The following is a 23,171-nucleotide window of genomic DNA, read 5'->3' as shown; positions in this document are numbered from 1 at the left end:
CGGGGGGCGCGGACAGCGAAAGAAGCCCCGCCCGGCACGTGCCGGACGGGGCTCTTGGATGTCTGCGAGGGACTACGCGTCCCGCTCAAGCTCTCCGGGCATCGGGCCGGGGATCATGGCTACGGCGTGGCTCGGGCAGGCGTACAGGATGACCCCGGGGCCGCTCTGACGCTCGACGTATCCGACTTCCATGGGTGCGTACGTCCAGCGCTTGCAGCGGGAGCACCAGGCTCCGGAGCGTCCGGGGGCCGTCTCGGCCGCGAGCCATTCGCGGGTCATGCGGTCACCCCCGCAGCGGTGAGAGCGGCGAGGGCTTCGAAGTGGTTCCCGGCGTACTCGTAGGGGTAGTCCACGCCGAGCGTGGCGAGGACAGCAGCCGTACGCCGTTCGCGGATCGCTCCGAGACGCAGGGTGTTCTCGGCGAGGACGTAGGGGCGAACAAGAGGGGTGTCCTCGCCCCGGAGCGGGGTGTGTCGCGCGGTGACGTGCTGAGGGGTCGGGGCGGGCCATGGCGTCGCACGGGGCACGGCGAGGGTGGGCAGGGTCTCGGGCGCGCGGTAGGCGGCGGAGTGGCGTCCGGGCTGCCGGCCCGGCCACAGTTCGAGCGCGCACCAGAGGGTGAGCAGCAGTCCCATTCCGATGGATGTGAGGGCGATAAGCTCGTACATGTCTTTCAGCTCCCAACAGCTGATCGGCGACGCCCCGGCGGACCGCGTAGGACCGGTTCGCCGGGGCCTTTCTGTGTTCGGGGCATCACGCTAGGGCAACACGTCTAACCTGTCCACCTGTCTAACTTATCTACTCGTCTAAGTGGCTCGGCGTCGGCGGTTTGTCTACGCTCGCTCCATGCCCGAGACCCCGAGCCACCCGCGTGCCCCGTACATGGATGTGCTGGACGCCCTTGAAGCCGAAATCAAGGGGAAGCGCGCGGGTGACCCCGTCTCGTCAGAGGCGGACCTCTGCGCGCGTCACGGCGTGGCCCGGATGACTGTCCGCCGAGCGATCGGCATCGCCCGTGAGCGAGGGCTCATCGAGACCCGGTGGGGGAAGGGCAGTTTCGTTGCGCCTGCCGCCGGTTCGGGCAGCGAGGACGACGACCAGGCGGAGGCGTAAGCCTGCGCATTCGAGAGCCCCGCCCATGCGCCACGGGGGCAACGCACGGACGGGGCAGTGCGGTGTGAACCCTGCCGTGGGCCGGGGTCAGATCGGCAAGTCCCACTTGCCCGTCGGAGCGAGCAGCCGGCTTACCTCGGGCGAGAACTCCACCCGCATGTCGTGCAGGGGGAACCGGCCGTTCTCGTCCCAGCGTCGACGTACCCCCTCCAACCCGTCCCAGAGTCGACGGGGGCCGCCCTGGTGCACGAGGGGGGACTCGGAGTCCTCGGCGCGGGCCCACGACCCGTCTGCGGCGAGCAGCCACACCACACGCCGTCCGTCGGGGTGGACGGCTGACCGGGTCTCGACACCGGGCGTGTCCAGCTCGTACAGCCACCGGAGCGGCCATTCCTGCCAGAGGTCGGGGATCGGCCCGTCCGGGGCCCGTACGTCGTCGCCCTCGCGGACACGGGCCGACACGAACACGTCGTTCAGCTTGGGCGGGTAGTCCGCGTTCTGCCGAGTCTCCATGAACGTCGCCGGGTCGGGCTGGACGCTGCCCCGGGCGACTCCGTCCGGCCCCATGTCCGCCGTGATCAGCAGCGCCGTGTAGGCGATCGTCGTCACGAGCCGACCACCGGGCCGCAGAGCGCGCAGCCACGATTCGGGGACCGGGCGTACGGAGACGGTCGCCATGATGCGGTCGTACTCGCTGTCCGGGAGTTCGCCCGTGGCGTCGAGCGCTTCCATGCGGGGCGTACGGCCGAAGCCGGCGAGCCGGGCACGGGCGGCTTCCACCAAGTACGGGTCCACGTCCACGCTGGTGACGGACTCGTCGCCGAAGCGGTGCGCGAACAGGGCGGCCGAGTATCCGGAGCCGGTTCCTACGTCCAGCACCCTGTCTCCGGGTTCGACGCGGAGCCGGTCAGCCATCGAGACGATGAGCCCCGGCAGCGTGGAAGACGACGTGGGTTCGCCCTTCCCACGCTCGCCGTGCTCGGCCTGGTCGGCGTGCAGGGGGCCGACTCGGGTCACCAACGTGGCATCCGTGTACGCGGCGGTCAGTCGTTCGGGGGAGCCCTCGGGCAGGCTCACCAGCTCCCATTCCCGTCCGGGGCTGTCGGGGATGGGTTGCCACCAGCGCGGGACGAGCTGATCACGCGGGGTGCCGCTCACAGCGTCGTGCCACGCGGGCGCGTCGGCGGTCACCCTGTCGGCGAGTGCCTTCGCGGCGGTGGTCCATGTGGATACCTCGGTCACGGGGGTTCTCCTTGCAGTGCATCGGCCATGGCTGCAACGAGCGGGATACCGGCCTTGACGGCGAGCCAATGCCACTGCCCGTTGGGGTTCACCTCGAAGAACACCCACCGACCGTCCGGCGTGACGGCGAAGTCCAGGGCGCCGAAGAACAGCCCGAGTTCGTCCATGAGCGCCCGTACGGCCTTTTCGACGCTGACTGGCATGGTGATCGGCTCGTAGGTGAGGGACCGGTAGTCGGTCCGCCAGTCGAGTCGGGCGGCCTCGCTGCCCGCGTGGATGGCAACGGGAAACATCCTGTCGCCGATGACCGTCAGCCGGACTTCATACGCCTTGTCCACGCGCTCTTGGAACAGATGGCAGGTGCCACGTACGGCGTCGTCGACCTGGTCGGCGGAGACGAGCGCGACGGGAAGGAACTGCCGTCCCTCGGGCCCGAGCACCCCGCCTCCGAGCCCCTTGTAGACGACCGTGTCGTCCCCCATGAACGACCGCGCGTGGTCGGGGTCCGACGTGATCACGGAGCGGGGCACGTCCAGCCCGCAGCGAGCGGCGGCAGCGAGTTGAACGGGTTTGTAGTTCGCGGCTGCGTCGCGCGAGGGATGGTTGATCCACCGCACTGGCAGCGAGCCGAGCACGCCGAGCATCCCGGACCGTGCTTCGGAGACAGCGAGCGCGCGGGCATTGCCCGGCCAGTCATCCGGGGTGCGGAACTCGTTGGGGCGGCGCCACCACACCGATTTCACGGTGTCGAGGCGTACCGCGCGAGAGCCGGCGAGGGACCCCGTCCAGCCGTCCCCGGTGAGGGAGACGGCCAGACGGGAGGCCGTGGGGAAGTCGGCCGTGTCGTACCGGACGACGTGTTCCCCACGGCTCACCAGCTCCTCGACCACCGCGTCGGCCGTGAGATCGTCTCGGCCGGTCAGGATGAGGATGGGGCGCATGTCACCAGAGGTCCGTACCGCTGTCGGACCCTGGCGAACTGCCGTCGCCGTTGCTGGTCTCCGTCTGCGTCTCGGGCAGCTCGGCCGTGATCGCGTGCCACGGGTTGCCCTCGGCGGAGACGTTGAGCTGAAGCCCCTCGCTGTACGTGATCACGGGGGCGTCGTCGGTGCTCGGCGGGGGCGATACGAGATGCCGGACCCCGAACGGAGCGGGCATCGTCTGAGCGGTGCTCACTGGTCGTTCCTCCTGTCGGATGGTGGTTCCTGGTCGTCGTACACATCCGGTCGGCCGTCGACCGTCACGCAGACAGCCGGCCGGGTCTTGCCCGCTCCCTCAGCCCCGGGACCTCCCCGCAGTAAGGGGCCGTGCCGAGGGAGCGGAGTTCATGGGTGGGCGGTACTGCGGGCATGTGGCACGGCGCCGATGCGCGGTCGTCACGCCGCGCAACCTCTTCATCGCGCCAGTCCGCAGGTACTCACAGGCGCCGTGACGGCGTAGACCCTCACGGGGACCCCACGCGGCCCACCACCGCAACGTCCGCGAACTGTCGAGCGAAGCGGGTGTGGGCCGGGTGAAGCCCCGTGTGCCTCATACACGCCTCATCCACCGGCTTTACCGCATGGGTCGGCGTGGAGGTCCACCCGCACCCGTCGTGCAGACAGTTCGCCGACACGGCCGGCTCGGTCTCGGGGTCGCGCTCGATGTGGTGCAGCGCGTACCCGTACACCCGTGTCACGGGCCCGATGCCGGCACGGGCGAGATGAGGACGCGGATACGCGCACACTCCTCCTCGGTCGGTCGCCGCAGTTCGTCCGGTGCCGCTGTCCACATCGTGCCCCCACCCGGGGGTGACAGGTGGATCAGGTCACCGTCCCACGCCGTGACCCTTCCGAGTCGGGACGCTCCCTCGGCGGTGTCCGCCGCCATGAAGGTGCCGAGGTCGGGGACCGGCGTCGCCGGCTTTGTGATCGGGTTCGGACTCGGGCGAGCGTTGTGTCCGGTCACGACCGCTCCTCTCCGTAGCGCTTCCACTACCAGGGGTCGTAAGCGTGGCCTACAGTCGAGTTCCCTTCAACTGGCCTGATCGGAAGGAAGAGTTGTGGCTAACCGCAAGGAGCTGGACGCCACGTCCAGCCCGCAGGCCGCGTACGGAGTGCTTTTACGCAGGCTGCGGGACCAGCGAGGGTGGACGCAGGAGGATGCGGCCTCGCGTTCGGCATATTCCAGCCAGCATATTTCCGCTGTCGAAACTACCCGCAAGCCACCCTCCCTTCCGTTCTCGGTACAGATGGACGAGATCTTCGGAACGAAGGGGAGTGTGGACTCTCTGGAGCGTGAGTGGCACAAGACGCGGCCTGGGCCCCTCCTCGAAGGGTTCCCGGAGTACGTAGCCAACGAGGGCAAGGCGGTTGAGCTCCGCTTGTACGAAATCGGCATTGTGCCCGGCCTGTTGCAGACTCCCGCGTACGCCCGATGCCTGGCGGACAGCAACGTACGGCGCGGCGCGATCACGTCGGGACGTGCGGACGCACGAGTTCGGTTCCTGGCGGAACGGCAAGCGGCCCTCGTGCGGGATCGTCCGCCGATGATGCTGATAGTCCTGGATGAGAGCTGCATTCGGCGCAGGGTCGGCGGTCCTGAGATCATGGCCGAACAGCTCGACCGGTTGCTGGAGGTCGCAGACCTGCCCAACACCGTGGTGCAGATCGCACCGTACGAAATGGGCGAGTACAGGGCGCTCGACCTACCGCTCAACCTGTTGACCCTGCCCGATATGACCGTGCTCGCGTACGCCGAGTCTCAGATCCGAGGGCACATGGAGCGCAACACCGACTCGGTGGTGGCTCTGCTCAAGACCTACCATCAGGTGCAAGCCGAAGCCCTGTCGCAAGCGGCGACAGTGGCCATGATCCGCGAGGCACGAAAGGCTTTCCCGTGACGTCCCATCCGCAGTGGTTCAAGTCCTCCTACAGCAACAATGACGGCAACTGCGTGGAGGTCGCCACCAACCTGGTGCCCACGTTCGACGTCGTTCCCGTCCGCGACTCGAAGATCCCCGCCGGCCCCGTGCTGGACGTGCACGCCCCCGCGTTCTCCGCCTTCATCGAGAGCGTCAAGGCCGGTCAGCTCGGCGCCTGAACAACGCCAAAGGCCCCGCCTCGACTCTGAGTGGGGAGGAGAGCGGGGCCATTCTCGTGCTGCCACGCGGCCAGCCGGGCCCGTACGGTCACGGACCGGCCGGGCGCGAGCGGTCTGCGGGGTTCCCGGCTGCGGGGGGTGGGGGTTCGCCGAAGCGGGCGAGGGTCAGGGAGGCCGCCACCGCCACCGCGAAGCCCGTCAGGGCCAGCCCCCCGAGGCCCTCCCGGGTGCGATCGCCGAGCCAGAGGACGCCCGCCGCCGCAGGGCCCAGCGTCTCGCCCAGCACCATCCCCGCCGTCGCCGTCGTCACCGCCCCCCGCTGGAAGGCCGCGGTCAGCAGCAGGAACGCCGCCCCGCCTCCGAGCAGCAGCGCCCACAGGGCGGGGTCCGCCACGTCCACGCCGTCCAGGAGGCGTACCGCCACCTCCACCACCCCGAAGCCGATCCCGGCCCCGAGGCCGAGGACCAGCGCCCGGGACCGGTCCGGCAGTCGCCCCGCCGTCGCGCCGAGCACCAGCACCCCCGCCGCGATCCCCAGCAGCGCCCACGGCAGCCACGGCGGGCCGGACCGGTGGCCCTCCCGGCCCGCCGCGAGCGCCAGCATGCCGAGCCCCGCGCAGACCGCCGCGACCGCGCCCCACTCGACCCGGCTCAGCCGCACCCCGAGCACCCGCGAGGCGAGCGCCGCCGTCACGGCGAGGCTCGCGGCGAGCGCCGCGCCGACCGCGTACAGGGGGAGGGCGCGCAGGGCGACCACCTCCAGGACGAAGCCGAGGCCGTCGAGGGCGAGACCGGCCACATACCGCCACTGCCGCAGCGCCCGCCACAGCAGCCCGACATCGACCCCGCTGCCCGTCCCGGGCGCCGCCGCGCGGGCGCCGGCGGCCTGGAAGACCGTGGCCGCGCCGAAGCACAGGGACGATCCGAGCGCGCAAACCATACCCAAGAGCACATAGCGACTCTAGGTGCCGGTGGCGGAAAGCGGCGGCCTACACTGTGCGGTCGCGAGGCCCGCGGTCATACGAACGGCCGCGCGGACGTGCCACGCGCACACGAAGGTGCGCGGCCACGCGAAGGGGAGGGCGAGGGACATGCGGAGGCTCAGGTCGAGCACGGTGGTGCTCGGCGGTATGGGCGTGCTCGCGGCGACGATCACCGCCTGCGGCGCCGAACCCGACCGCCGGTGCGCGGACCCGGTGACCCTGGAGGAGCTGCCGGGCTACCGCTGCGACACCGGCGGTTCGAGCGACGACGACGATGACGACGGCACGACCGTCCGCGGCGCGTACTACTACGGCGGCTACGTCAGCGACCGGCGCGTCTCCGGCGGCAGCTTCGACAAGAAGGCCGTCGAGACCGGCGGTTTCGGCTGCTCGTCCTCCGGGTCGAGCGGCGGCTGAGACGGGCGGACCGGCACCATGGAACGGCACACCATCGAGCCCCGTCCGGGCTGGCAGGAGACGGTCGAGGAGCAGGGTCTCGTCTATCCGCTGACCCGCTATCCGGACGGTTCGCTGCGCCCGTACTGGGACGAGAGCGCGTACTACTCCTTCTCGCTGCCCGAGGTCGAGGCGCTGGAGGAGGTCGTCGAGGAGCTGCACGCCATGTGCCTCGCGGCGGCCGCGCACATCGTCGAGCGGAACCGTTTCGCCGACCTCGGGATCACCGATCCCCGGATCGCCGAGCGGGTCGCCGAGTCCTGGCGCCGGCGTGCCGAACTCCCCTCCCTCTACGCCCGCTTCGACCTCGTCTACGACGGTACGGGCCCGGCGAAGATGCTGGAGTACAACGCCGACACCCCGACCTCCCTGGTGGAGGCCGCGAGCCCGCAGTGGTTCTGGATGGAGGAACGGTTCCCCGGCGCCGACCAGTGGAACTCGCTCCACGAGCGCCTCGTCGACGCGTGGAAGCGGCAGGCGCCGCTGCTGCCGCCCGGCCCGGTCCACTTCGCCCACTCCGAGACCGACGAGCTCGGCGAGGACCTGATGACGGTCGCGTACCTGCGCGAGACCGCCGAGCAGGCCGGACTCGCCACCGAGGCGCTCTCCGTCGAGCGGATCGGCTGGGACCGGCTCTCGCGCCGCTTCGTCGACGAGAAGCTGCGCTTCATCCGCAGCTGCTTCAAGCTCTACCCGTGGGAGTGGCTGGTCACCGACCGCTTCGGGAAGCACGTCCTGTCCACCCTGGACAACGGCGGCGGCTCCGGCACCACCTGCTGGATCGAGCCCGCCTGGAAGATGCTGCTCTCCAACAAGGCGCTCCTCGCGATCCTCTGGGAGCTCTACCCGGGCCACCCCAACCTGCTGCCCGCCTATCTCGACGGGCCGCGCGAACTGGCCACGACCCTCGGCTGGGCGGCCAAGCCGCTGCTCGGCCGGGAGGGCGCGGGCGTCACCCTGCACGAGCCCGGCAGCGAGCCGGTCGTCCGCGACGAGCCCTGCTGCTACCAGGGCCTCGCCCCGCTCCCCGACTTCGACGGCAACCGCACGCTGCTGGGCGCGTGGGTCGTCGAGGACGAGGCGGCGGGGCTCGGCATCCGGGAGTCGGCGGGCCCCATCACGGACGAGTACGCCCGCTTCCTCCCGCACGTGATCCTCTGACCTTTATTCCGGTACGTACTCCCGCAGCGGGGCCGGCTTCAGTCCGGCCGCGTCGGCGAGGGCGAGGGCGCGCTTCAGGTCCTGCTCCAGCGTCTCGTTGAAGTGCAGCAGGATGATGTCGCCGGCCTTCAGCTCCGGGGTCGGCGGCGTCCACTGGCCCCAGGTGGTCAGGTCGTACGTCCACGTCACCACGGCCTTCGCCCCGCAGGCGCGGGCGGTGGTCCGGGTGGTCGCGTCGAACGCCCCGTACGGCGGGCGCAGCAGGCGCGGCCCGTCGCCGAACTCCGCGAGGTGCGCGTCCCGCGCCCCGCAGACCTCGGCCTTCTGCCCGGCCGCGTCGAGCGTCGTGAGGTCCGGATGGCCGACCGTGTGGTTCTCGATCCGTACCCGCCCGTGGTCGAGCAGCTGGTGGAAGTAGCCCGAGTCGTACGAGTACGCCCCCGGGAGCAGGAACAGCGAGGCGGGCACACGGCGGTCGAGCAGCAGCTTCGCGGCGGCGGGGTCGTGGAACCAGCCGTCGTCGATGGTGATGAAGACGACCGGGTCCTTGGTCTCGATCCGGGAGACCACGGGCGCGGGCGGCGGCCACGGCCCCTGCGGCGCGGCGTTCGCGGTGCCGCCGACGGCCCCGAGGAGGGCGAGGGGGAGGAGGGCGGCGAGGGCGCCACGCACGGCGTGGCGCAGACGGAGTCTCGGCATGGCCGCATCATTGGCCTAGACCAACTCCCCTGTCAATGCCCCAAGTTCCCCCCGCCGCCGCCGTCCCTGTGGCCCCGCCACCCCTGCGGCCGGGCCGCCCCGCCGCCGTCCCTGTGGGCAGGCGTCCCGCAGGGCGGGACGGGTGGGCACAGGGACGGCGCCCCCTGCCGGGCCAAGGCTTTCCGCGCCCGAACCCGCACCCGTAGCGCGGTGCACAAGTGGTGCGGGTCCAGGCACCGGCGCGGAGGCACCCGCGAAGGGTGCCGTTCCGTTGTGCCCACCCGTTCCGCCCTAGCGGAACGTATGCCCACAACGGAACGGCGGAGCGGGGGGTGGGCACCGCCCCAGCGGAACGGAGGGGCGGCACCCGCACAGCCCCGGGCGCGGGGGGCACCGACCCAGTGGGACGGATGGCTGCGACGGGGCCGGGGCCGTCAGGGGGACAGGGTGGCTCGGAGTTGGTCCAGGCCCCAGTCCAGGTCTTCCTTTGAGATGACCAGCGGCGGCGCGACCCGAATCGTCGCACCATGCGTGTCCTTCACCAGCACCCCCCGCTCCATCAACCGCTCCGACACCTCCCGCCCCGTACCCCGCGCCGCCGCGATGTCCACGCCCGCCCACAGCCCGCGGCCCCGCACCGCCTCCACCGCTCCGCCGCCCACGAGCAGTCCCAGCTCCGCGTGCAGGTGCTCACCCAGCTCCGCCGCCCGCTGCTGGTACTCACCGGTGCGCAGCATCGCGATCACCTCCAGCGCCACCGCGCAGGCCAGCGGGTTCCCGCCGAAGGTCGAGCCGTGCTCGCCCGGCCGGAACACCCCCAGCACGTCCGCGTCCGCGACCACCGCCGACACCGGCACCACACCGCCCCCGAGCGCCTTGCCCAGGATGTACACGTCCGGCACGACGCCCTCGTGCTCGCAGGCGAAGGTGCGGCCCGTCCGGCCCAGGCCCGACTGGATCTCGTCCGCCATGAACAGCACGTTCCGCCGGGCCGTCAGCTCCCGCACCCCGCGCAGATACCCGTCCGGCGGCACCAGCACGCCCGCCTCGCCCTGGATCGGCTCCAGCAGCACCGCCACCGTGTTCTCGGTGACCGCCGCCTCCAGCGCCGTCAGATCGCCGTACGGCACGATCTCGAAGCCCGGCGTGTACGGCCCGTAGTGGTCCCGGGCCTCGTGGTCCGTGGAGAACGACACGATCGTCGTCGTCCGCCCGTGGAAGTTGTTCCCCGCCACCACGATCTTCGCGTGCCCGTCCGGCACGCCCTTCACCTCGTACCCCCACTTCCGGGCGGTCTTCACGGCCGTCTCGACCGCCTCCGCCCCGGTGTTCATCGGCAGCACCAGCTCCTTCCCGCACAGCTCGGCCAGCCGCGTGCAGAACTCGGCGAACCGGTCGTGGTGGAAGGCCCGCGAGGTGAGCGTCACCCGCTCCAGCTGGGCCTTCGCCGCCTCGATCAGCCGGCGGTTGCCGTGCCCGAAGTTCAGCGCCGAATAGCCGGCGAGCATGTCGAGGAAGCGGCGCCCCTCGACATCGGTCAGCCACGCCCCCTCCGCGGAGGCGACGACGACGGGCAGGGGGTGGTAGTTGCGGGCGCTGTGCGCGTCCGAGGCAGCGATCTCGTCTTGCGTTCTCGACACGGGATCTCCGATCGTCCTGCGGCCGGGGTGTGTTGTGGCCCCTTCTTATCGTCGCTCGCATCGCGGACGAAGAAACCTCGCACCACGGCGCGCCCGCTACTCTGAGCCCACGCGCGGCGACTGGCGTACGGGGAACCGACCCCGGGGGAGCCGCGCGCGCTCCACCACACGAGGTGCCGCTCGCCTGGGCATCACGGGACCGCTCCGCGTCCCGTGCGGCACCCGCCCCCGGGACGTTCCGACGTACTCCCGGAGGAACACGTGACCACCCCGCCGCAGCGCCCGACCCTTCCCGTTCCCGCTCCCGTTCCCGTTCCCGCCACGCGCCCCGCGCTCGCCGCGACCGACCCCGAGCTCGCCGCGCTCGTCGGCGCCGAGGAACGGCTCCAGGCCGACACCCTCCGCCTCATCCCCAGCGAGAACTACGTCTCCGCCGCCGTCCTCGAAGCCTCCGGCACCGTCCTCCAGAACAAGTACAGCGAGGGCTACCCCGGCCGCCGCTACTACGAGGGCCAGCAGGTCGTCGACCAGGTCGAGACCCTCGCGATCGAGCGCGCCAAGGCCCTCTTCGGCGTCGACCACGCCAACGTCCAGCCCTACTCCGGCTCCCCGGCCAACCTCGCCGTGTACCTCGCCTTCGCCAAGCCCGGCGACGCCGTCATGGGCATGGCGCTGCCCATGGGCGGCCACCTCACCCACGGCTGGGGCGTCTCCGCCACCGGCTCCTGGTTCCGCGGCGTCCAGTACGGCGTCCACCGCGACACCGGCCTCATCGACTACGACCAGGTCCGCGACCTCGCCCTCGCCGAACGCCCCAAGATCCTCTTCTGCGGCGGCACCGCCCTGCCCCGCACCATCGACTTCGCCGCCTTCGGCGAGATCGCCCGCGAGGCCGGCGCCGTCCTCGTCGCCGACATCGCCCACATCGCCGGCCTGATCGCCGGCGGCGCCCACCCCTCCCCGGTGGGTCACGTGGACGTCATCTCCACGACTACCCACAAGACCCTCCGCGGCCCGCGCGGCGCCATGCTGATGTCCACCGCGGAGCACGCCAAGGCCCTCGACAAGGCCGTCTTCCCCGGCCTCCAGGGCGGCCCGCACAACCAGACCACCGCCGCCATCGCCGTCGCCCTCCGCGAAGCCGCCCAGCCCTCCTTCCGTGCCTACGCCCACGCCGTCGTCGCCAACGCCCGGGCCCTCGCCGACGCCCTCCTCGCCCGAGGCTTCGACCTGGTCTCCGGCGGCACCGACAACCACCTGATCCTGATGGACCTCACCTCCCGTCAGGTCCCCGGCAAGACCGCCGCCAAGGCCCTCGACCGCGCCGGCATCGTCGTCAACCACAACACCGTCCCCTACGACCCCCGGAAGCCCTTCGACCCCTCCGGCCTCCGCATCGGCACCCCCTCCCTCACGTCCCGCGGCCTCACCCCCGCCCACATGGACCAGGTCGCCGACTGGATCGACCGCGCCGTCACCGCCGCCGCGGCCGAGGACGAGTCCACCCTCGCCAAGATCCGCGCCGAGGTCGCCGACCTGATGGCCGCCCACCCGGCCCCCGGCCTGCCCGCCTGACACCCGGCCGCCGGCCAGCGGCTACCGGTTACCGGCTACCGGACGGAGGCGGCGACCCGCAGCGCCTCCGTCCGGTCCGGTATCCCCTCCAGCCGCAGCGTCAGCCCCGCCGACGGACGGACCCACAGCAGCGTCGGCCCCGCCGTCCGCACCTCGTGCCGCCACCCGCCGTCGGCCGAGGAGAGCGGGAAGGTCAGCAGGTGCGGCTCGGCGAACCAGTACGCCTCCGTCCCGTCCGCGAGCGCCACCGGCTCCGGCTGCACCCGTATCCGCTTCATGAAGCCGAGGTCCAGCTCGCCCGGGAACTCGTCCAGCCGGACCACCGCCCCCTCCTCCGTCCGCCAGCACACGCCGACCACCGCCCTCGGCTCCCGCCCCGTCACCGCCGTGACCGCCCCGGCCGCCCCCTCCGGCAGCAGCGGCGCGAACCCGGCCCGCCGGGCCGCCTCCGCCACCGGCACCGCCCCCGGGCACCCCGGAACCTCCTCCGCCGCCCCGGGCGCCGCCCCCGGCGCGTACTCCACCGCGACCCCGCCGACGCCCAGCCACTCCACGACCGCCGCCCGCACCGGCGGCGTCAGCACCGCCACCACCAGCAGCCCGGACAGCGCCGCGAGCAGCGCCCGCCACCACCGCCGCCACCACCCCCACCGCTCCGGCCGCTCCGGCTCCGGCGCAGGCACGGGCGCAGCCACCGGCACGGGCACGTGCTCGGCGAGGAGCTGGGCCAGTACCCGCTCCGCCATCGACTCCCCGTCCACGTCCGGCACCCGCAGCGACCGCCCGAGCTCCCTCAGCTCCTCCGGCAGCCCCCCGGACCCCTCGTCCTCACGATCACGCCCACGCTCGCGCTCATGCACACTCCTCACCTCCCTTCGCCCCCACCGCTCCCCTCGCACCCAACGCCACCCCGAGCCGCTTCAGCGCCCGGCTCAGCCGCGACTTCACCGTCCCCCGCGGCCACCCCAGCGCCTCGGCCGTCTCCGCCTCGTCCAGCTCCAGCAGATAGCGGTGCACCACCACCCGCCGGTGCTCCTCCGGCAGCCCGTCGAGCGCCGCGAGCAGCCGCCGGCGCCGCTCCCCGTCCACCGCCGCCGCCGCCGGGTCCGCCGACTCCGGTATCAGCGGCTCGCCCGAGAGCAGCTCCGCCTCCCGCCCGGCCACCGCCCGCTGACGCCCCGCCGAACGCAGTGTGTTCCTCGTCTCATTGGCCACGATGCTCAGCAGCCACGGCCGGAAGGACGCTCCCTCCCGGAAACTCCCCAGCGAGCGGTACGCCTTGAAGAACGCCGCCTGCACCACGTCCTCGGCCTCCGCACCCGCCCCGCACGCCACCGCCGCCCGCAGCGCCATCGCCGTGTGCGCGCGGACCAGCTCCGCGTACGCCTCCGGCTCTCCGGCGCGCACCCGGGCGATCACGGCGCTCTCGTCGACGACGGCCGAGCCCCCCTCCCGTGTCCTCACACTCTTGGTACACCGGAAGTCGGGGATCGGTTCCCACACCTGAGAGAATGATGTGCATGGCCTCTGATGCTCGTCCCCGCGTGCTCTCCGGGATCCAGCCCACCTCGGGCTCGTTCCACCTCGGCAACTACCTCGGCGCCGTCCGCCAGTGGGTCGCCCTCCAGGAGTCGCACGACGCCTTCTACATGGTCGTCGACCTGCACGCGATCACCGTTCCGCAGGACCCGGCCGAGCTGCGGGCCAACACCCGGCAGGCCGCCGCGCAGCTCCTCGCCGCCGGCCTCGACCCGGAGCGCTGCACCCTCTTCGTCCAGAGCCACGTCCCCGAGCACGCGCAGCTCGGCTGGGTCATGAACTGCCTCACCGGCTTCGGCGAGGCGTCCCGCATGACCCAGTTCAAGGACAAGTCCGCCAAGCAGGGCGCCGACCGCGCCACCGTCGGCCTCTTCACGTACCCGATCCTCCAGGTCGCGGACATCCTCCTCTACCAGGCCGACCAGGTGCCGGTGGGCGAGGACCAGCGCCAGCACATCGAGCTGACCCGCGACCTCGCGGAGCGCTTCAACGGGCGCTTCGGCGCGACGTTCACGATCCCGGCGCCGTACATCCTCAAGGAGACCGGGAAGATCTACGACCTCCAGGACCCGTCGATCAAGATGAGCAAGTCGGCCTCCACGCCGAAGGGCCTCATCAACCTCCTCGACGACCCCAAGGTCACCGCGAAGAAGGTGAAGAGCGCCGTCACCGACACCGACACGGTGATCCGCTTCGACCCGGAGAACAAGGCGGGCGTCTCCAACCTCCTCACGATCATGTCCACCCTCACGGGCACGGGCGTCGCGGAGCTGGAGAAGAGCTACGAGGGCAAGATGTACGGCGCCCTCAAGACCGACCTCGCCGAGGTCGTCGTGGACTTCGTCACCCCCTTCCGGACCCGCGTCCAGGAATACCTGGACGACCCGGAGACGCTGGACTCGATCCTGGCGACGGGCGCGGACAAGGCCCGCGCGGTCGCCGCCGAGACCCTGGCCGCGACGTACGAGAAGATCGGCTTCCTGCCCGCGAAGCACTGACACGGCGCAGGGTCCGAGGACCCTGGCCATCAGGGTGGTGCAGGCCGCACACTGGCGCTGCACCACCACACACCGACCCGGACACCGACCGACCGAGACGACGGAGGAGAACGACGTGGGGACCGTAACGCTCGGCGTTTCGATCGCGGTCCCGGAGCCTCACGGCAGCCTGCTCCAGGAGCGGCGCGCGGGCTTCGGGGATCCCGCCGCGCACGCCATCCCCACCCACGTCACGCTCGTCCCGCCCACCGAGGTCGACCAGGACCGGCTGCCGGAGATCGAGGCGCACCTCACCGACGTCGCCGCCGACTGGCTCCCCTTCGGGATCCGGCTCAGCGGCACCGGCACCTTCCGCCCGCTCTCCCCGGTGGTCTTCGTCACCCTCGCCGAGGGCATGGCCGGCTGCGACCGCCTCCAGGCCCGCCTCCGGGACGAGGCCGGGCCGCTCGTCCGCGAGCTCCAGTTCCCGTACCACCCGCACGTCACCGTCGCCCACGGCATCGCCGAGGAGGCGATGGACCGGGCCTACGAGGAACTGGCCGGCTACGAGGCCGCCTGGACCTGCTCCTCCTTCGCCCTCTACGAGCAGGGCGCTGACGGCGTGTGGCGGAAGCTGTACGACTACGAGTTCGGCAGCGGCCGCCCCATCTCCGCCGTCCCCTCCCAGGGCGGCAGCCCGGTCCGCTCGACCCCCTAGGGCCCGCGGCCGCCGGGCCTCCGCCGGCTCACACCGGCAGCCGCCGGTGCAGCGGCCGGGGTACGTGGCGCAGCGCCGAGGCCACCAGGCGCAGCGGGCCCGGCACCCACACCGTCTCCGAGCGGCGCCGCAGCCCCAGCTCGATCGCGCCCGCGACCGCCTCCGGGGTGGTCGACAGCGGCGCCTCCGGGCGCCCCGCCGTCCGCGCCGAGCGCACCGAACCGGGCCGCACCACCATCACGTGCACCCCCGTCCCGTGCAGCGCGTCCCCCAGCCCCTGCGCGAACACGTCGAGCCCCGCCTTCGACGAGCCGTAGATGAAGTCGGCGCGCCGTCCCCGCTCGCCCGCCACCGACGACAGCACCACCAGCGAGCCGTGCCCCTGCGCCTGGAGCGCGCCCGCGCACACCAGGGCCGCCGACACGGCGCCCGTGTAGTTGGTCTGCGCGACCCGCACCGCGGCGGCCGGCTCGGACTCGTCCCGCGCCTGGTCGCCGAGGACCCCGAAGGCCAGCAGCACCAGATCGACGTCGCCCTCGGCGAAGACCTTCCCGAGCCGCTCCGCGTGCGCGTCCGTGTCCAGCGCGTCGAACGGCACGACGTGCACCTCCGCCCCCAGCGCGCGCAGCGAGCCCGCCGCCGCGGACAGTTCGGGGGAGGGGCGGCCGGCCAGCCAGACCGTCCGGGTGCGGCGGGCGATCAGCCGGCGCGCCGTGGCCAGCCCGATGGCGGACGTGCCGCCGAGCAGCAGCAGGGACTGGGGGGCACCGAAGGCGTCCTTCACGACAATCACTCCTAGAGGCCGAGACGGCGGGAGAGGTCCGAGCGGAACAGGGACCGGGGATCGAGCGAGGCGCGCAGCCCACGGAAGGCGTCGAGCCGCGGATACATCACGGGAAGCAGCGCGGGCCGCAGCCGGGCGTCCTCGGCGAGGCAGACCCGCCCGCCGGCCGCCGCGACCCGCTCGTCGAGGACGTCGAGGAACCGCCCGAGCCCGGGCGCCCCGGCGGGCGCGTCGAACCCCAGGGTCCAGCCGCGCAACGGGAACGCCAGCGGCCCGGCCCCGTCCGCCCCGTCCGCGTACACCCGCTCCACGCGCGCGTGCCGGGCGCCCCGGGCGGGCGAGCGCCGGTGGGCGAGCAGCCCGAGGATCCCGCGCAGCGCCTCCTCCCGCCCTTCCGGCACGGCGCAGCGGTACCGCACGAAGGGGCCGGCGAGCCCGGGGACGGGCACGACGCCGGAGCGGCCGAGGGAGGCGAGGACACGGGGGAGGAGGGCGGAGCCGGGGGCCGCGGGGAGACCGCCGGACGCGCCGGGGCCGTACGGCGTGAGCGGACGGGTGCGGGTGAGCCCCGGCAGTGCCCGCAGCCCGCCCGCCGGGCCGGGACGGGACGGGAGGCCGAGCGGGGCGCGGCGGGCCCGGTGGCCCCGGGGGAGTCCGGCGTACGGGACGGGCTCGGCGGTCGTCAGGACGGCGCGGCCCCGGCCGGACAGCTCGACCCACGCGCGCGCGTGCCGCCCCCGGGGCGCGTCCACGCCGGTCCAGTGGGCGAGCAGGGCGTCGGCGTCGCGGAACGGGAGGGACCGCTCCCGTACGTAGGCGGTCTCGACGGGCCGCAGGGCGAGGGCGACGGAGAGGATCACACCGGTGAGGCCGAGCCCGCCGGTGGTCGCGTCGCACAGCGGATCGCCGGGCCGCACCGTGGTCACGGCCCCGTCGGCGGTGAGGAGTTCGAGCGAGCGGACCGCGCCGATGAGGTCGCCCCGGGAGATCGCGCCGCCGACGGTGCCCGCGCGGCGGCGGGCCGGACGAGGGCCGGCGACGAGGTCGAGCGGAGGCTGCCAGCCGTGCGGCAGCAGGGCGCGGGCGAGCCGGTCGAGACCGGTGCCGGCCTCGCACACCACCACGCCCTCCCGCGGGTCGAGGCCCTGGATCCGGTCGAGCCCGGTGAGATCGAGGACGGTCCCGCCGGCGTTCTGCGCCGCGTCGCCGCAGGCGCCGCCGCGGCCGCGGGCCACGACGCCCCGCGCGCCCCGGCCGAGCACGGAGCGGGCGGCCTCGGGCGCGGAGCGGGGGCGGACGAGCAGCGCGAGGGAGGGGGCGGTGCCGCCGGAGCCCGTGAGCGCCACGCAGTCGTCGTCCGGGAGGAAGGTCTCGACAGCCATGGGGGTGACGGTAGCGCCCCATCTGTCTCTTATGCGGCTCTTGTGGCTCGATGTGTCGCTGCGTCGCGGCGTCCCTCCCGCCGCGCGGCGGGGCCCGTCTCACCATGGCGACAAACCGGCCTGCCCGAAAGCGGGTTGGCTATGATCTGCGCAGCCGTCCGGGCGGCTTCTCCGCACTTGTCCGGGACGGCGGCATCCGCGGCACAGCTGTCATGAGCCGCGGGACCGACACGGGGGTAGTCACATGGCGCGAGCGCACGGACACGAGAGTCCTCGCCCCGACGGGGCCGGACCGGGACGCGTCGCCGTCCTCGCCGCTCCCCGGCCCGTCATCTGCGGGAACCCCGAGCCCTGACCGGGCCGCGCGGGCCCGGCCCGCGCCGTCACCGTTCGTCACCGCCTCCGCCCGGCCGGCCCGGGATCCCGTCGGATCCCGCCCGCCGGCAGAACCTCCGCCACCGCCCTCCCGCGCTCGCCGCAGTCGTCCCGGGACGGGTCACGCCCGCCGTGACCCGCCCGGGGGAGGGCGCGTGGGCGGGGCGACCTGACAAAGTCCGCGGGACTTTTCCGTACAGATGCCCCGATGTCGTCCGGGCTGCGCTCTTCGGCGGCTCCTCCGCGCCGGTCCGGCCCGTCCGGCCCCGGCCGGTGGCGCCGTGTCCGGCGCTTCCCCGTACCCCGTCGCGTCATGGCCCGCCCGGATCCACCGGCGGAATCCCGGCGCCCGTCGAACCACGAAAGAGGTTCACATGCACCGCTCCGCCGCATCCGCCGCTCGCTTCGTCGCCCGGTACGGGTACGAGGAGGGCACGAGGTTAGACCGCGCCCGCGACCGCGCCGGGCGCACCGCCGTCTGTGGTACCGCCGTCTGTGGTACCGCCGCGCGTGGCACCGCCGTCCGTGGCACCGCCGAGGGCGGCACCCCACCGCGTACCCCCGTCCGCACCCCGGAGCGCCCGCCCGTTCCCCGGGCCGGTGCCCCAAGGGTCGGCGCCTCCCGGGCCGGCGCCCCGCATGTCCGGGTCGCCTGCCCGCCGGAGCCAAGACCCGGGAGCGCCTCATGAGGCGCTCGGGCTGTGAGGCGTACGTGGACGAGCTGACCAGGATCGCCGCGCGGGACCGGCGTGTGGTGTGCCTGGCCGGGAAGGCCGACGGCCGGGGGCACCCCTTCGAACTCGCCCACGCGGACCGCTTCTTCGACCTCAACGGTGTCGAGGCGGCCATGGCCAGCATGGCGCGGGGACTGGCCGTCGCCGGCTTCCGGCAGTTCGTCTGCGTCAGACCCGGGCAGGGCTTCCGTCCGATGGAACAACTCCGCGCCGTCCGGGCCTTCCTGGCCGCCGGCGCCACCGTGGTGACCCCGGCCGCCCGGTGGGACGAGGCCGAGACGGTCCTGCGGGGGCTGCCGGACATCTCCTTCGCCGTCCCGTGCGGAGAGGAGGAGACCCGGGCGGTGATCCGGGAGGCGGCCCGCACCGGTCGCCCGCACTACATCCGGGTCGGCGCGGAGGTGACCGCCTGGACCGGCGCCGCCGGCCGCCCCGGCGGCCCGCCGGACGACGGCCGCCCGTCCCCCCTGGTCCACGACGACCCGCCGTGCGGAACCCCGGAAGGGACGGGGGTCACGGCGGGGACGGAGTCCCCGGGCGGTGAGCCGACCTGCCTGGTCTCCGTGGGGGAGCGGGGTACGGCGCTCGCGGCCTCGCTCGTGCGGATGCCGGGCGCGCGCCGGGCGCACGCCCATCTCGTCTACCTCGGGGACGAGGACCTCGCCGCCGCGGCCGCCGCACTGACGGAACGCCGACACCGTCAGTTCGCGCTGGTCGGGGCGGTCGGCGAGGTGGATGTGGACGGCCTCGCCGCCGAGTTGGCCCGGCTGCTTCCCGGCCGCCGCGTGACGGGCGTACCGCTGCCCGCCGGAGCCGGAGCCGGAGCCGGAGCCGGAGCCGGAGCCGGAGCCGGAGCCGGAGCCGAAGCGGGAGCCGGAGCCGTCCCCGGAGCCGGTGAGGAGAGCGGTGCCGATGACGGGGCGGTCGGCGCGGTGCTCGCCGTGCTCGCCGGCCTGGAGGCCCCGGACGCCGGAGCCTGACCTCCGGTCGGGTGCGGGCCGCGGGGCCCGTACCCGACCGGGCCGGGGGCCTTTCGCTCAGGGAGTGTTCTCCGGAGGGATCTCCGACTGCGCCAGCATGTAGGCGAGATGGGCGCGGCTGCGGCTGCCGAACTGCTCCGCCGCCTTCTTGATGTGGTGCGAGACCGTGCGGGAGCTGATGCCGAGGCGGGAACCGATGGTCGAGTCGGTGTACCCCTCCACCATGAGCCGCAGCACGGAGCGCCGGGTCTCGTTCGTCATCAGCGGCGGACGGGCCCGCTCCTGGGTGATGCTCACCGGTTCCGCGCGCTGCCACGCGTGGTCGAAGACCGTGGCGAGGTAGTGGACGATGCCCGGGTGCTCGATCACGAGAGCGTGGCTGTCCCGTTCGAGGCGGGGGTCGGGGATGAACGCGATGGTCCGGTCGTAGACGATGAGCCGGTCGAAGATCTCGTCGAGGGTGCGGACCTCCGCGCCGGCCGCGGAGACCCGCTCGATGTAGGCGAGCGTGGGCCCGTGGGTGCGGACGGTGTGCTGGTAGAGCGTGCGCTGCTTGACCCCCCGCGCGGACATCTCCAGATCACGCGGCAGCACCGACGCCAGCACGTCCGGGCTGCGGCTGCCGCCCGGCTGGGCGGCGAGCATCTCGTGCCGGCAGCCGTCGGCCGCGCGGCGCAGCGCCGCCGCGATGACCTCCCCGCCGTGCAGCGCCCGGGTGGGCGAGATGGAATTGCGCTGCTCGGCCCGGTAGACGTCCTCGGCCGCGGAGACCGCGTCGTACAGGGCGGCGATGGTGTGCTGCTGGACGAGGACGGCCCGCTCGATCGGACGGGACAGCTCGCTCGCCGCGATGTCGGGCGGGACGGCCGCGAATATCGCCGGGTTTTCGGCCAGCGGGCGGAGCAGGCCCAATTCGAGAAGGCACTCGGGCATTTCTCCGGAAATGGGGCCTGTTCGCAGCGCGCCGCGATACGTCTCCAGACCGCGGTCGCAGACCCTCGCCACGTTCGTCTGGTGTGATATGTCCTTGTTTCTACACATTGGCTCCCCCTTCTGTTTCTCGCAATGCGTGATCACGATGCTACCGAAACCTCGTCCGGCGAGTTTTCTCCGGCATGATTTCGGATGTCGAGAGGCGCCGCTCCCGCTCAGGTGGCGGCGAATGATTCCAGACAATCCACAGGGGGAAGAAATGAGTTTCTTGAATTCCGCGAATGTAAGCGCTATAAGTGCCGCCCTCCTCGTCGGCGCCCTGGCCGTGGGCCTCCAGGCGGGCCTCGGCTCCGCCGCCGCCGACCCGGCCGGCGTCGTCAGCGCCGACGACGGCTGGGGCGTCGGCCCCCGCTCCGTGATAGCCAAGCCCGCCGACGACGGCTGGGGCTGACCGGCCCCCGGCACCCGGGACCGTCAGTCATGCCCGCGATGGTCGACCACGAGGGGGACGCAGTGAGCACGGACGGGGAGACGGTCGGCATCATCCTCGCCGGCGGCAGGGGGGAGCGGGCGAAGCCCATCACCCTCAAGTCCACGGACTACATCCGGAGCAAGGCGCTCATCCCGCTGGTGGGCAGACGGCTCGTCGAATGGGTCGTCGACGCCTGCCGCGACCAGGGGATCCGCCGCTTCTACGTGGTCACCCACGGCCTGGAGAACCGGAACCAGATCAAGCTCCTGCTCGGACACGGCGAACGCCACGGCGTCGACGTCACGTACTCCCGGTCCCGCTTCGACCGCTACAACGTCGGCTCCGCCGGGGCCACCCTCCACAACCTCGAACAGTGGGACCTGCGCGGCAGGGCGCTCGTGCTGCCCGTCGACTCCCTCTTCGACTTCGACCTGAAGGCGATGGAGCGGGAGCACCGCCGGCGCGGCGCGGTGGTCACGGTGGCCGCCGTCGCCCGTACGGCGGCCGAGATCGCCGGCAAGTACGGCGTCATGCGGACCGACGGGGCCGGGCTCGTCCGGGGCTTCGTCGAGAAGCCGGGAGCGCGCGAACTCGCCGCCCTCTTCCCGGGCACCGAGGCGGACCCCGCCCTCACCCTGCCCACCAACGCGGGCATGTACCTGGTGGACTGCGACCGGCTGCGCGTCCTCGCCCGGGACCCGGGACTCTTCCGCCAGTCGCACCAGCGGCTCGACTGGGGCGGCGACCTGCTGCCCTGGCTCGCGGACCGCGGGCTCCCGGTGGCGACCCACACGATCGGCCGCCTCGGCGACCTCGGCAACGTCCCGGACTACCTGGACACGGTACGGCTCGTGCTCGACGGCGCGTACGAGCAGATGAACCGGCTCATGGACGCCCCGGACGGCCTCCGTCCGCGGCACTGGATCCACGAGACCAGCCTGCGGACCAAGGACGACGTCACAGGAACCACCCTCGCCCAGAAGATCGAGGAGGGCTCGGTCGTCGTCGGACCCGGCGTCAGGATCGGCCGGGGGGTCGAGATAGGCCCGGGGGTCCGGCTGGAGCACGCGGACGTCGGCGACGGTGCCGAGGTCAGGGAAGGCGCGACGCTGATCGACTCCGCCGTCGGCGACTCCGCCGTCATCGGCCCGTACGCCCACATCGCCGACAGCTACGTGGGCCCCATGGCCGAGGTGCGGTCGGAGCGCGACCGGCCCGTACGGCTCGAAGGCCACTCGGCCATCGGCGACGGGGCCGTGCTGTGGCCGGGATCCCGCTTCTTCGGGATCACCGTCTACCCGCGGCTGAGCGTGCCGGCCCTGTGCGGTGTGCCCGCGCAGACGGAACTGAGAAGCGCCGAGGACATCCTGCGCTGGGCCTGAGGCCCGGCGCCGCCGGGAGACCGGCGTGTCGCCCCGGGGAGGCCCGGGGAAAGGGGGAGAACGATGAACGGTCCCATCGCGGTGATCGGCGGTGCCGGACGGGTCGGTGGTCTGGTGGCCCGTCGCCTGCACCGGCTCGGCACCCCGGTCAGGGTGGTCAGCCGGCGGCCCGAGCACGGCCCCGTGCCGCCGGAGGAGGGGGTCGAGACGCACCGGGCGGACGTCCGGTACGCCGACACCCTGGGCCCCGCGCTCGACGGCTGCGCCGGCGTGGTGTTCAGCGTCGAGCCGGGCACCGCCGAGAGCGGCCCCGACTGCCCGGAGAGCACGGTGTACGACGGCGTGCGCAATGTGCTCGCCGCGGTGGCCGCGAACGGGGGGCGCCCGCACGTCGTCCTGGTCAGTCAGATCTTCGTGACCCGCCGCGACCACCCGATGAACGCCTACGGGCGGCTGCTGGACTGGCGGCTGCGCGGCGAGGAGGCGGTACGGGAGTCGGCGCTCCCGTACACCGTGATACGGCCCAGCTGGCTCACGGACGACACCACCGCCGGCAGCCGCGTCCGGCTCGAACAGGAGGACCGCGGCAGCGGCTGGGTCTCCCGGTCGGCCGTCGCCGAGGCGTGCGTGCGCGCGCTGCGGACGCCGGAGGCGGCCGGACGCACCTTCGAGATCTACAACGAACCCGGCGCCGCGCCGGTGGACTGGGCCCCGCTCTTCCGCCGCCTCGCCCCGGACCGCGTCCTGACGACGCGATAGCCCGCGACACGGGGCCCTGACCACGGGCCCCGACCCGGGGCCCCGACTCCGGGCCCTCCCACCACAGGCCCCGGCCCCCGGGGCCGTCCACCCGCGGCGCCTTCACCGGCGCCCCCACCCACGACGAGGCCGGTCGGTTCAGCCGCCCGGTCCGTCCATGACGCCCGCCGGCAGGTACCCCCCGTT

General features: G+C 73.1%; 25 protein-coding genes and 1 riboswitch. Of the genes, 12 read left to right on the top strand and 13 right to left on the bottom strand.

Annotation, left to right across the window (positions count from 1 at the left end):
• Positions 1-72 precede the first annotated feature (72 nt).
• Positions 73-279: a hypothetical protein gene (locus ACFXMG_RS15085; RefSeq protein WP_383815523.1), complete on the bottom strand. Its 207-nt coding sequence runs from the start codon at positions 277-279 to the stop codon at positions 73-75.
• Positions 276-668: a hypothetical protein gene (locus ACFXMG_RS15080; protein WP_383815521.1), complete on the bottom strand. Its 393-nt coding sequence runs from the start codon at positions 666-668 to the stop codon at positions 276-278. Before ACFXMG_RS15080 ends, ACFXMG_RS15085 begins: the two co-directional genes overlap by 4 nt.
• A 178-nt stretch (positions 669-846) precedes the next feature.
• Here ACFXMG_RS15080 and ACFXMG_RS15075 point away from each other — a divergent pair, with 178 nt between their 5' ends.
• On the top strand, positions 847-1,113 hold the full coding sequence (locus ACFXMG_RS15075; protein WP_383815519.1) for a GntR family transcriptional regulator: 267 nt from the start codon (positions 847-849) through the stop codon (positions 1,111-1,113).
• Between the two features lie 87 nt (positions 1,114-1,200).
• Here ACFXMG_RS15075 and ACFXMG_RS15070 read toward each other — a convergent pair whose 3' ends face one another.
• The 3 genes from ACFXMG_RS15070 to tgmA are packed head-to-tail and all read right to left on the bottom strand — an operon-like array spanning position 1,201 to position 3,531.
• Positions 1,201-2,355 (bottom strand): methyltransferase domain-containing protein, encoded by a 1,155-nt coding sequence (locus tag ACFXMG_RS15070; protein ID WP_383815517.1) that lies wholly within the window; start codon positions 2,353-2,355, stop codon positions 1,201-1,203.
• Complete coding sequence (tgmB, locus tag ACFXMG_RS15065) at positions 2,352-3,296, bottom strand: ATP-grasp ribosomal peptide maturase (RefSeq protein ID WP_383815515.1); 945 nt, start codon at positions 3,294-3,296, stop codon at positions 2,352-2,354. Before tgmB ends, ACFXMG_RS15070 begins: the two co-directional genes overlap by 4 nt.
• Before the next feature lies 1 nt (position 3,297).
• On the bottom strand, positions 3,298-3,531 hold the full coding sequence (gene tgmA, locus ACFXMG_RS15060; RefSeq protein ID WP_383815513.1) for a putative ATP-grasp-modified RiPP: 234 nt from the start codon (positions 3,529-3,531) through the stop codon (positions 3,298-3,300).
• Between the two features lie 865 nt (positions 3,532-4,396).
• Between tgmA and ACFXMG_RS15055 the strand changes: the two genes are divergently transcribed.
• Both ACFXMG_RS15055 and ACFXMG_RS15050 read left to right on the top strand, forming a co-directional pair.
• A complete protein-coding gene (locus ACFXMG_RS15055; RefSeq protein WP_383815510.1) occupies positions 4,397-5,236 on the top strand; it encodes a helix-turn-helix transcriptional regulator in 840 nt (279 codons plus the stop codon).
• Entirely contained in the window at positions 5,233-5,436 is a 204-nt protein-coding gene (locus ACFXMG_RS15050) for a DUF397 domain-containing protein (protein WP_383815507.1), read from the top strand. Before ACFXMG_RS15055 ends, ACFXMG_RS15050 begins: the two co-directional genes overlap by 4 nt.
• Before the next feature lie 88 nt (positions 5,437-5,524).
• Here ACFXMG_RS15050 and ACFXMG_RS15045 read toward each other — a convergent pair whose 3' ends face one another.
• Positions 5,525-6,376, bottom strand: coding sequence for a hypothetical protein (locus ACFXMG_RS15045; protein WP_383815671.1), 852 nt, complete (start codon positions 6,374-6,376; stop codon positions 5,525-5,527).
• Between the two features lie 151 nt (positions 6,377-6,527).
• Between ACFXMG_RS15045 and ACFXMG_RS15040 the strand changes: the two genes are divergently transcribed.
• Together ACFXMG_RS15040 and ACFXMG_RS15035 are read left to right on the top strand one after the other, a co-directional pair.
• Entirely contained in the window at positions 6,528-6,836 is a 309-nt protein-coding gene (locus tag ACFXMG_RS15040) for a hypothetical protein (RefSeq protein WP_383815505.1), read from the top strand.
• 18 nt (positions 6,837-6,854) lie between these two features.
• Entirely contained in the window at positions 6,855-8,036 is a 1,182-nt protein-coding gene (locus tag ACFXMG_RS15035; RefSeq protein WP_383815503.1) for a glutathionylspermidine synthase family protein, read from the top strand.
• Between the two features lie 3 nt (positions 8,037-8,039).
• Here the strand turns inward: ACFXMG_RS15035 and ACFXMG_RS15030 are convergent, their stop codons facing one another.
• Positions 8,040-8,735, bottom strand: coding sequence for a polysaccharide deacetylase family protein (locus tag ACFXMG_RS15030; RefSeq protein WP_383815500.1), 696 nt, complete (start codon positions 8,733-8,735; stop codon positions 8,040-8,042).
• A gap of 434 nt (positions 8,736-9,169) precedes the next feature.
• Positions 9,170-10,375, bottom strand: a complete 1,206-nt coding sequence (gene rocD, locus ACFXMG_RS15025) for an ornithine--oxo-acid transaminase (protein WP_383815498.1) — start codon at positions 10,373-10,375, stop codon at positions 9,170-9,172.
• Between the two features lie 106 nt (positions 10,376-10,481).
• Positions 10,482-10,572, top strand: a riboswitch (ZMP/ZTP riboswitch).
• Positions 10,573-10,636: 64 nt separating this feature from the next.
• On the opposite strand from rocD, the gene glyA reads away from it, so the two are divergent.
• Positions 10,637-11,950: a serine hydroxymethyltransferase gene (gene glyA, locus ACFXMG_RS15020; protein WP_383815496.1), complete on the top strand. Its 1,314-nt coding sequence runs from the start codon at positions 10,637-10,639 to the stop codon at positions 11,948-11,950.
• A 35-nt stretch (positions 11,951-11,985) separates the two neighbouring features.
• Here glyA and ACFXMG_RS15015 read toward each other — a convergent pair whose 3' ends face one another.
• Positions 11,986-12,810, bottom strand: a complete 825-nt coding sequence (locus ACFXMG_RS15015; RefSeq protein ID WP_383815494.1) for a hypothetical protein — start codon at positions 12,808-12,810, stop codon at positions 11,986-11,988.
• Positions 12,803-13,414: an RNA polymerase sigma factor gene (locus ACFXMG_RS15010; protein WP_383815491.1), complete on the bottom strand. Its 612-nt coding sequence runs from the start codon at positions 13,412-13,414 to the stop codon at positions 12,803-12,805. The genes ACFXMG_RS15015 and ACFXMG_RS15010 overlap by 8 nt, the downstream gene beginning before the upstream one ends.
• 56 nt (positions 13,415-13,470) lie before the next feature.
• Between ACFXMG_RS15010 and trpS the strand changes: the two genes are divergently transcribed.
• Both trpS and ACFXMG_RS15000 read left to right on the top strand, forming a co-directional pair.
• Positions 13,471-14,487, top strand: coding sequence for a tryptophan--tRNA ligase (trpS, locus tag ACFXMG_RS15005; RefSeq protein ID WP_383815489.1), 1,017 nt, complete (start codon positions 13,471-13,473; stop codon positions 14,485-14,487).
• A gap of 115 nt (positions 14,488-14,602) precedes the next feature.
• Positions 14,603-15,184 (top strand): 2'-5' RNA ligase family protein, encoded by a 582-nt coding sequence (locus ACFXMG_RS15000; RefSeq protein WP_383815486.1) that lies wholly within the window; start codon positions 14,603-14,605, stop codon positions 15,182-15,184.
• Positions 15,185-15,212: 28 nt separating this feature from the next.
• On the opposite strand, the gene ACFXMG_RS14995 is transcribed toward ACFXMG_RS15000, so the two are convergent.
• Together ACFXMG_RS14995 and ACFXMG_RS14990 are read right to left on the bottom strand one after the other, a co-directional pair.
• Positions 15,213-15,968 carry a decaprenylphospho-beta-D-erythro-pentofuranosid-2-ulose 2-reductase gene (locus tag ACFXMG_RS14995; RefSeq protein ID WP_383815483.1) on the bottom strand — a complete coding sequence of 252 codons (756 nt, stop codon included), beginning with the start codon at positions 15,966-15,968 and terminating at the stop codon, positions 15,213-15,215.
• Between the two features lie 11 nt (positions 15,969-15,979).
• Entirely contained in the window at positions 15,980-17,350 is a 1,371-nt protein-coding gene (locus ACFXMG_RS14990) for an FAD-binding protein (RefSeq protein ID WP_383815481.1), read from the bottom strand.
• A gap of 1,060 nt (positions 17,351-18,410) precedes the next feature.
• Between ACFXMG_RS14990 and ACFXMG_RS14985 the strand changes: the two genes are divergently transcribed.
• The gene (locus tag ACFXMG_RS14985; RefSeq protein ID WP_383815479.1) at positions 18,411-19,439 is read left to right on the top strand and encodes a transketolase; all 1,029 of its coding nucleotides are present in this window, start codon (positions 18,411-18,413) and stop codon (positions 19,437-19,439) included.
• Between the two features lie 57 nt (positions 19,440-19,496).
• Here the strand turns inward: ACFXMG_RS14985 and ACFXMG_RS14980 are convergent, their stop codons facing one another.
• The gene (locus ACFXMG_RS14980; RefSeq protein ID WP_383815477.1) at positions 19,497-20,372 is read right to left on the bottom strand and encodes a LuxR C-terminal-related transcriptional regulator; all 876 of its coding nucleotides are present in this window, start codon (positions 20,370-20,372) and stop codon (positions 19,497-19,499) included.
• A 325-nt stretch (positions 20,373-20,697) separates the two neighbouring features.
• Here ACFXMG_RS14980 and ACFXMG_RS14975 point away from each other — a divergent pair, with 325 nt between their 5' ends.
• The 3 genes from ACFXMG_RS14975 to ACFXMG_RS14965 all read left to right on the top strand — a co-directional run bounded on the left by ACFXMG_RS14975 (position 20,698) and on the right by ACFXMG_RS14965 (position 22,985).
• Entirely contained in the window at positions 20,698-20,823 is a 126-nt protein-coding gene (locus tag ACFXMG_RS14975) for a hypothetical protein (protein WP_383815475.1), read from the top strand.
• Between the two features lie 62 nt (positions 20,824-20,885).
• Positions 20,886-22,226, top strand: a complete 1,341-nt coding sequence (locus ACFXMG_RS14970; RefSeq protein ID WP_383815472.1) for a sugar phosphate nucleotidyltransferase — start codon at positions 20,886-20,888, stop codon at positions 22,224-22,226.
• 63 nt (positions 22,227-22,289) lie between these two features.
• Positions 22,290-22,985, top strand: a complete 696-nt coding sequence (locus ACFXMG_RS14965) for an SDR family oxidoreductase (protein WP_383815470.1) — start codon at positions 22,290-22,292, stop codon at positions 22,983-22,985.
• The last annotated feature ends 186 nt before the right edge of the window (positions 22,986-23,171 follow it).

This window comes from Streptomyces sp. NPDC059201 (genome assembly GCF_042754585.1).
Classification (GTDB): domain Bacteria; phylum Actinomycetota; class Actinomycetes; order Streptomycetales; family Streptomycetaceae; genus Streptomyces.
The sequence above is the reverse complement of the archived record's forward strand: the minus strand, read 5'-3'. Positions and strand labels throughout refer to the sequence as shown.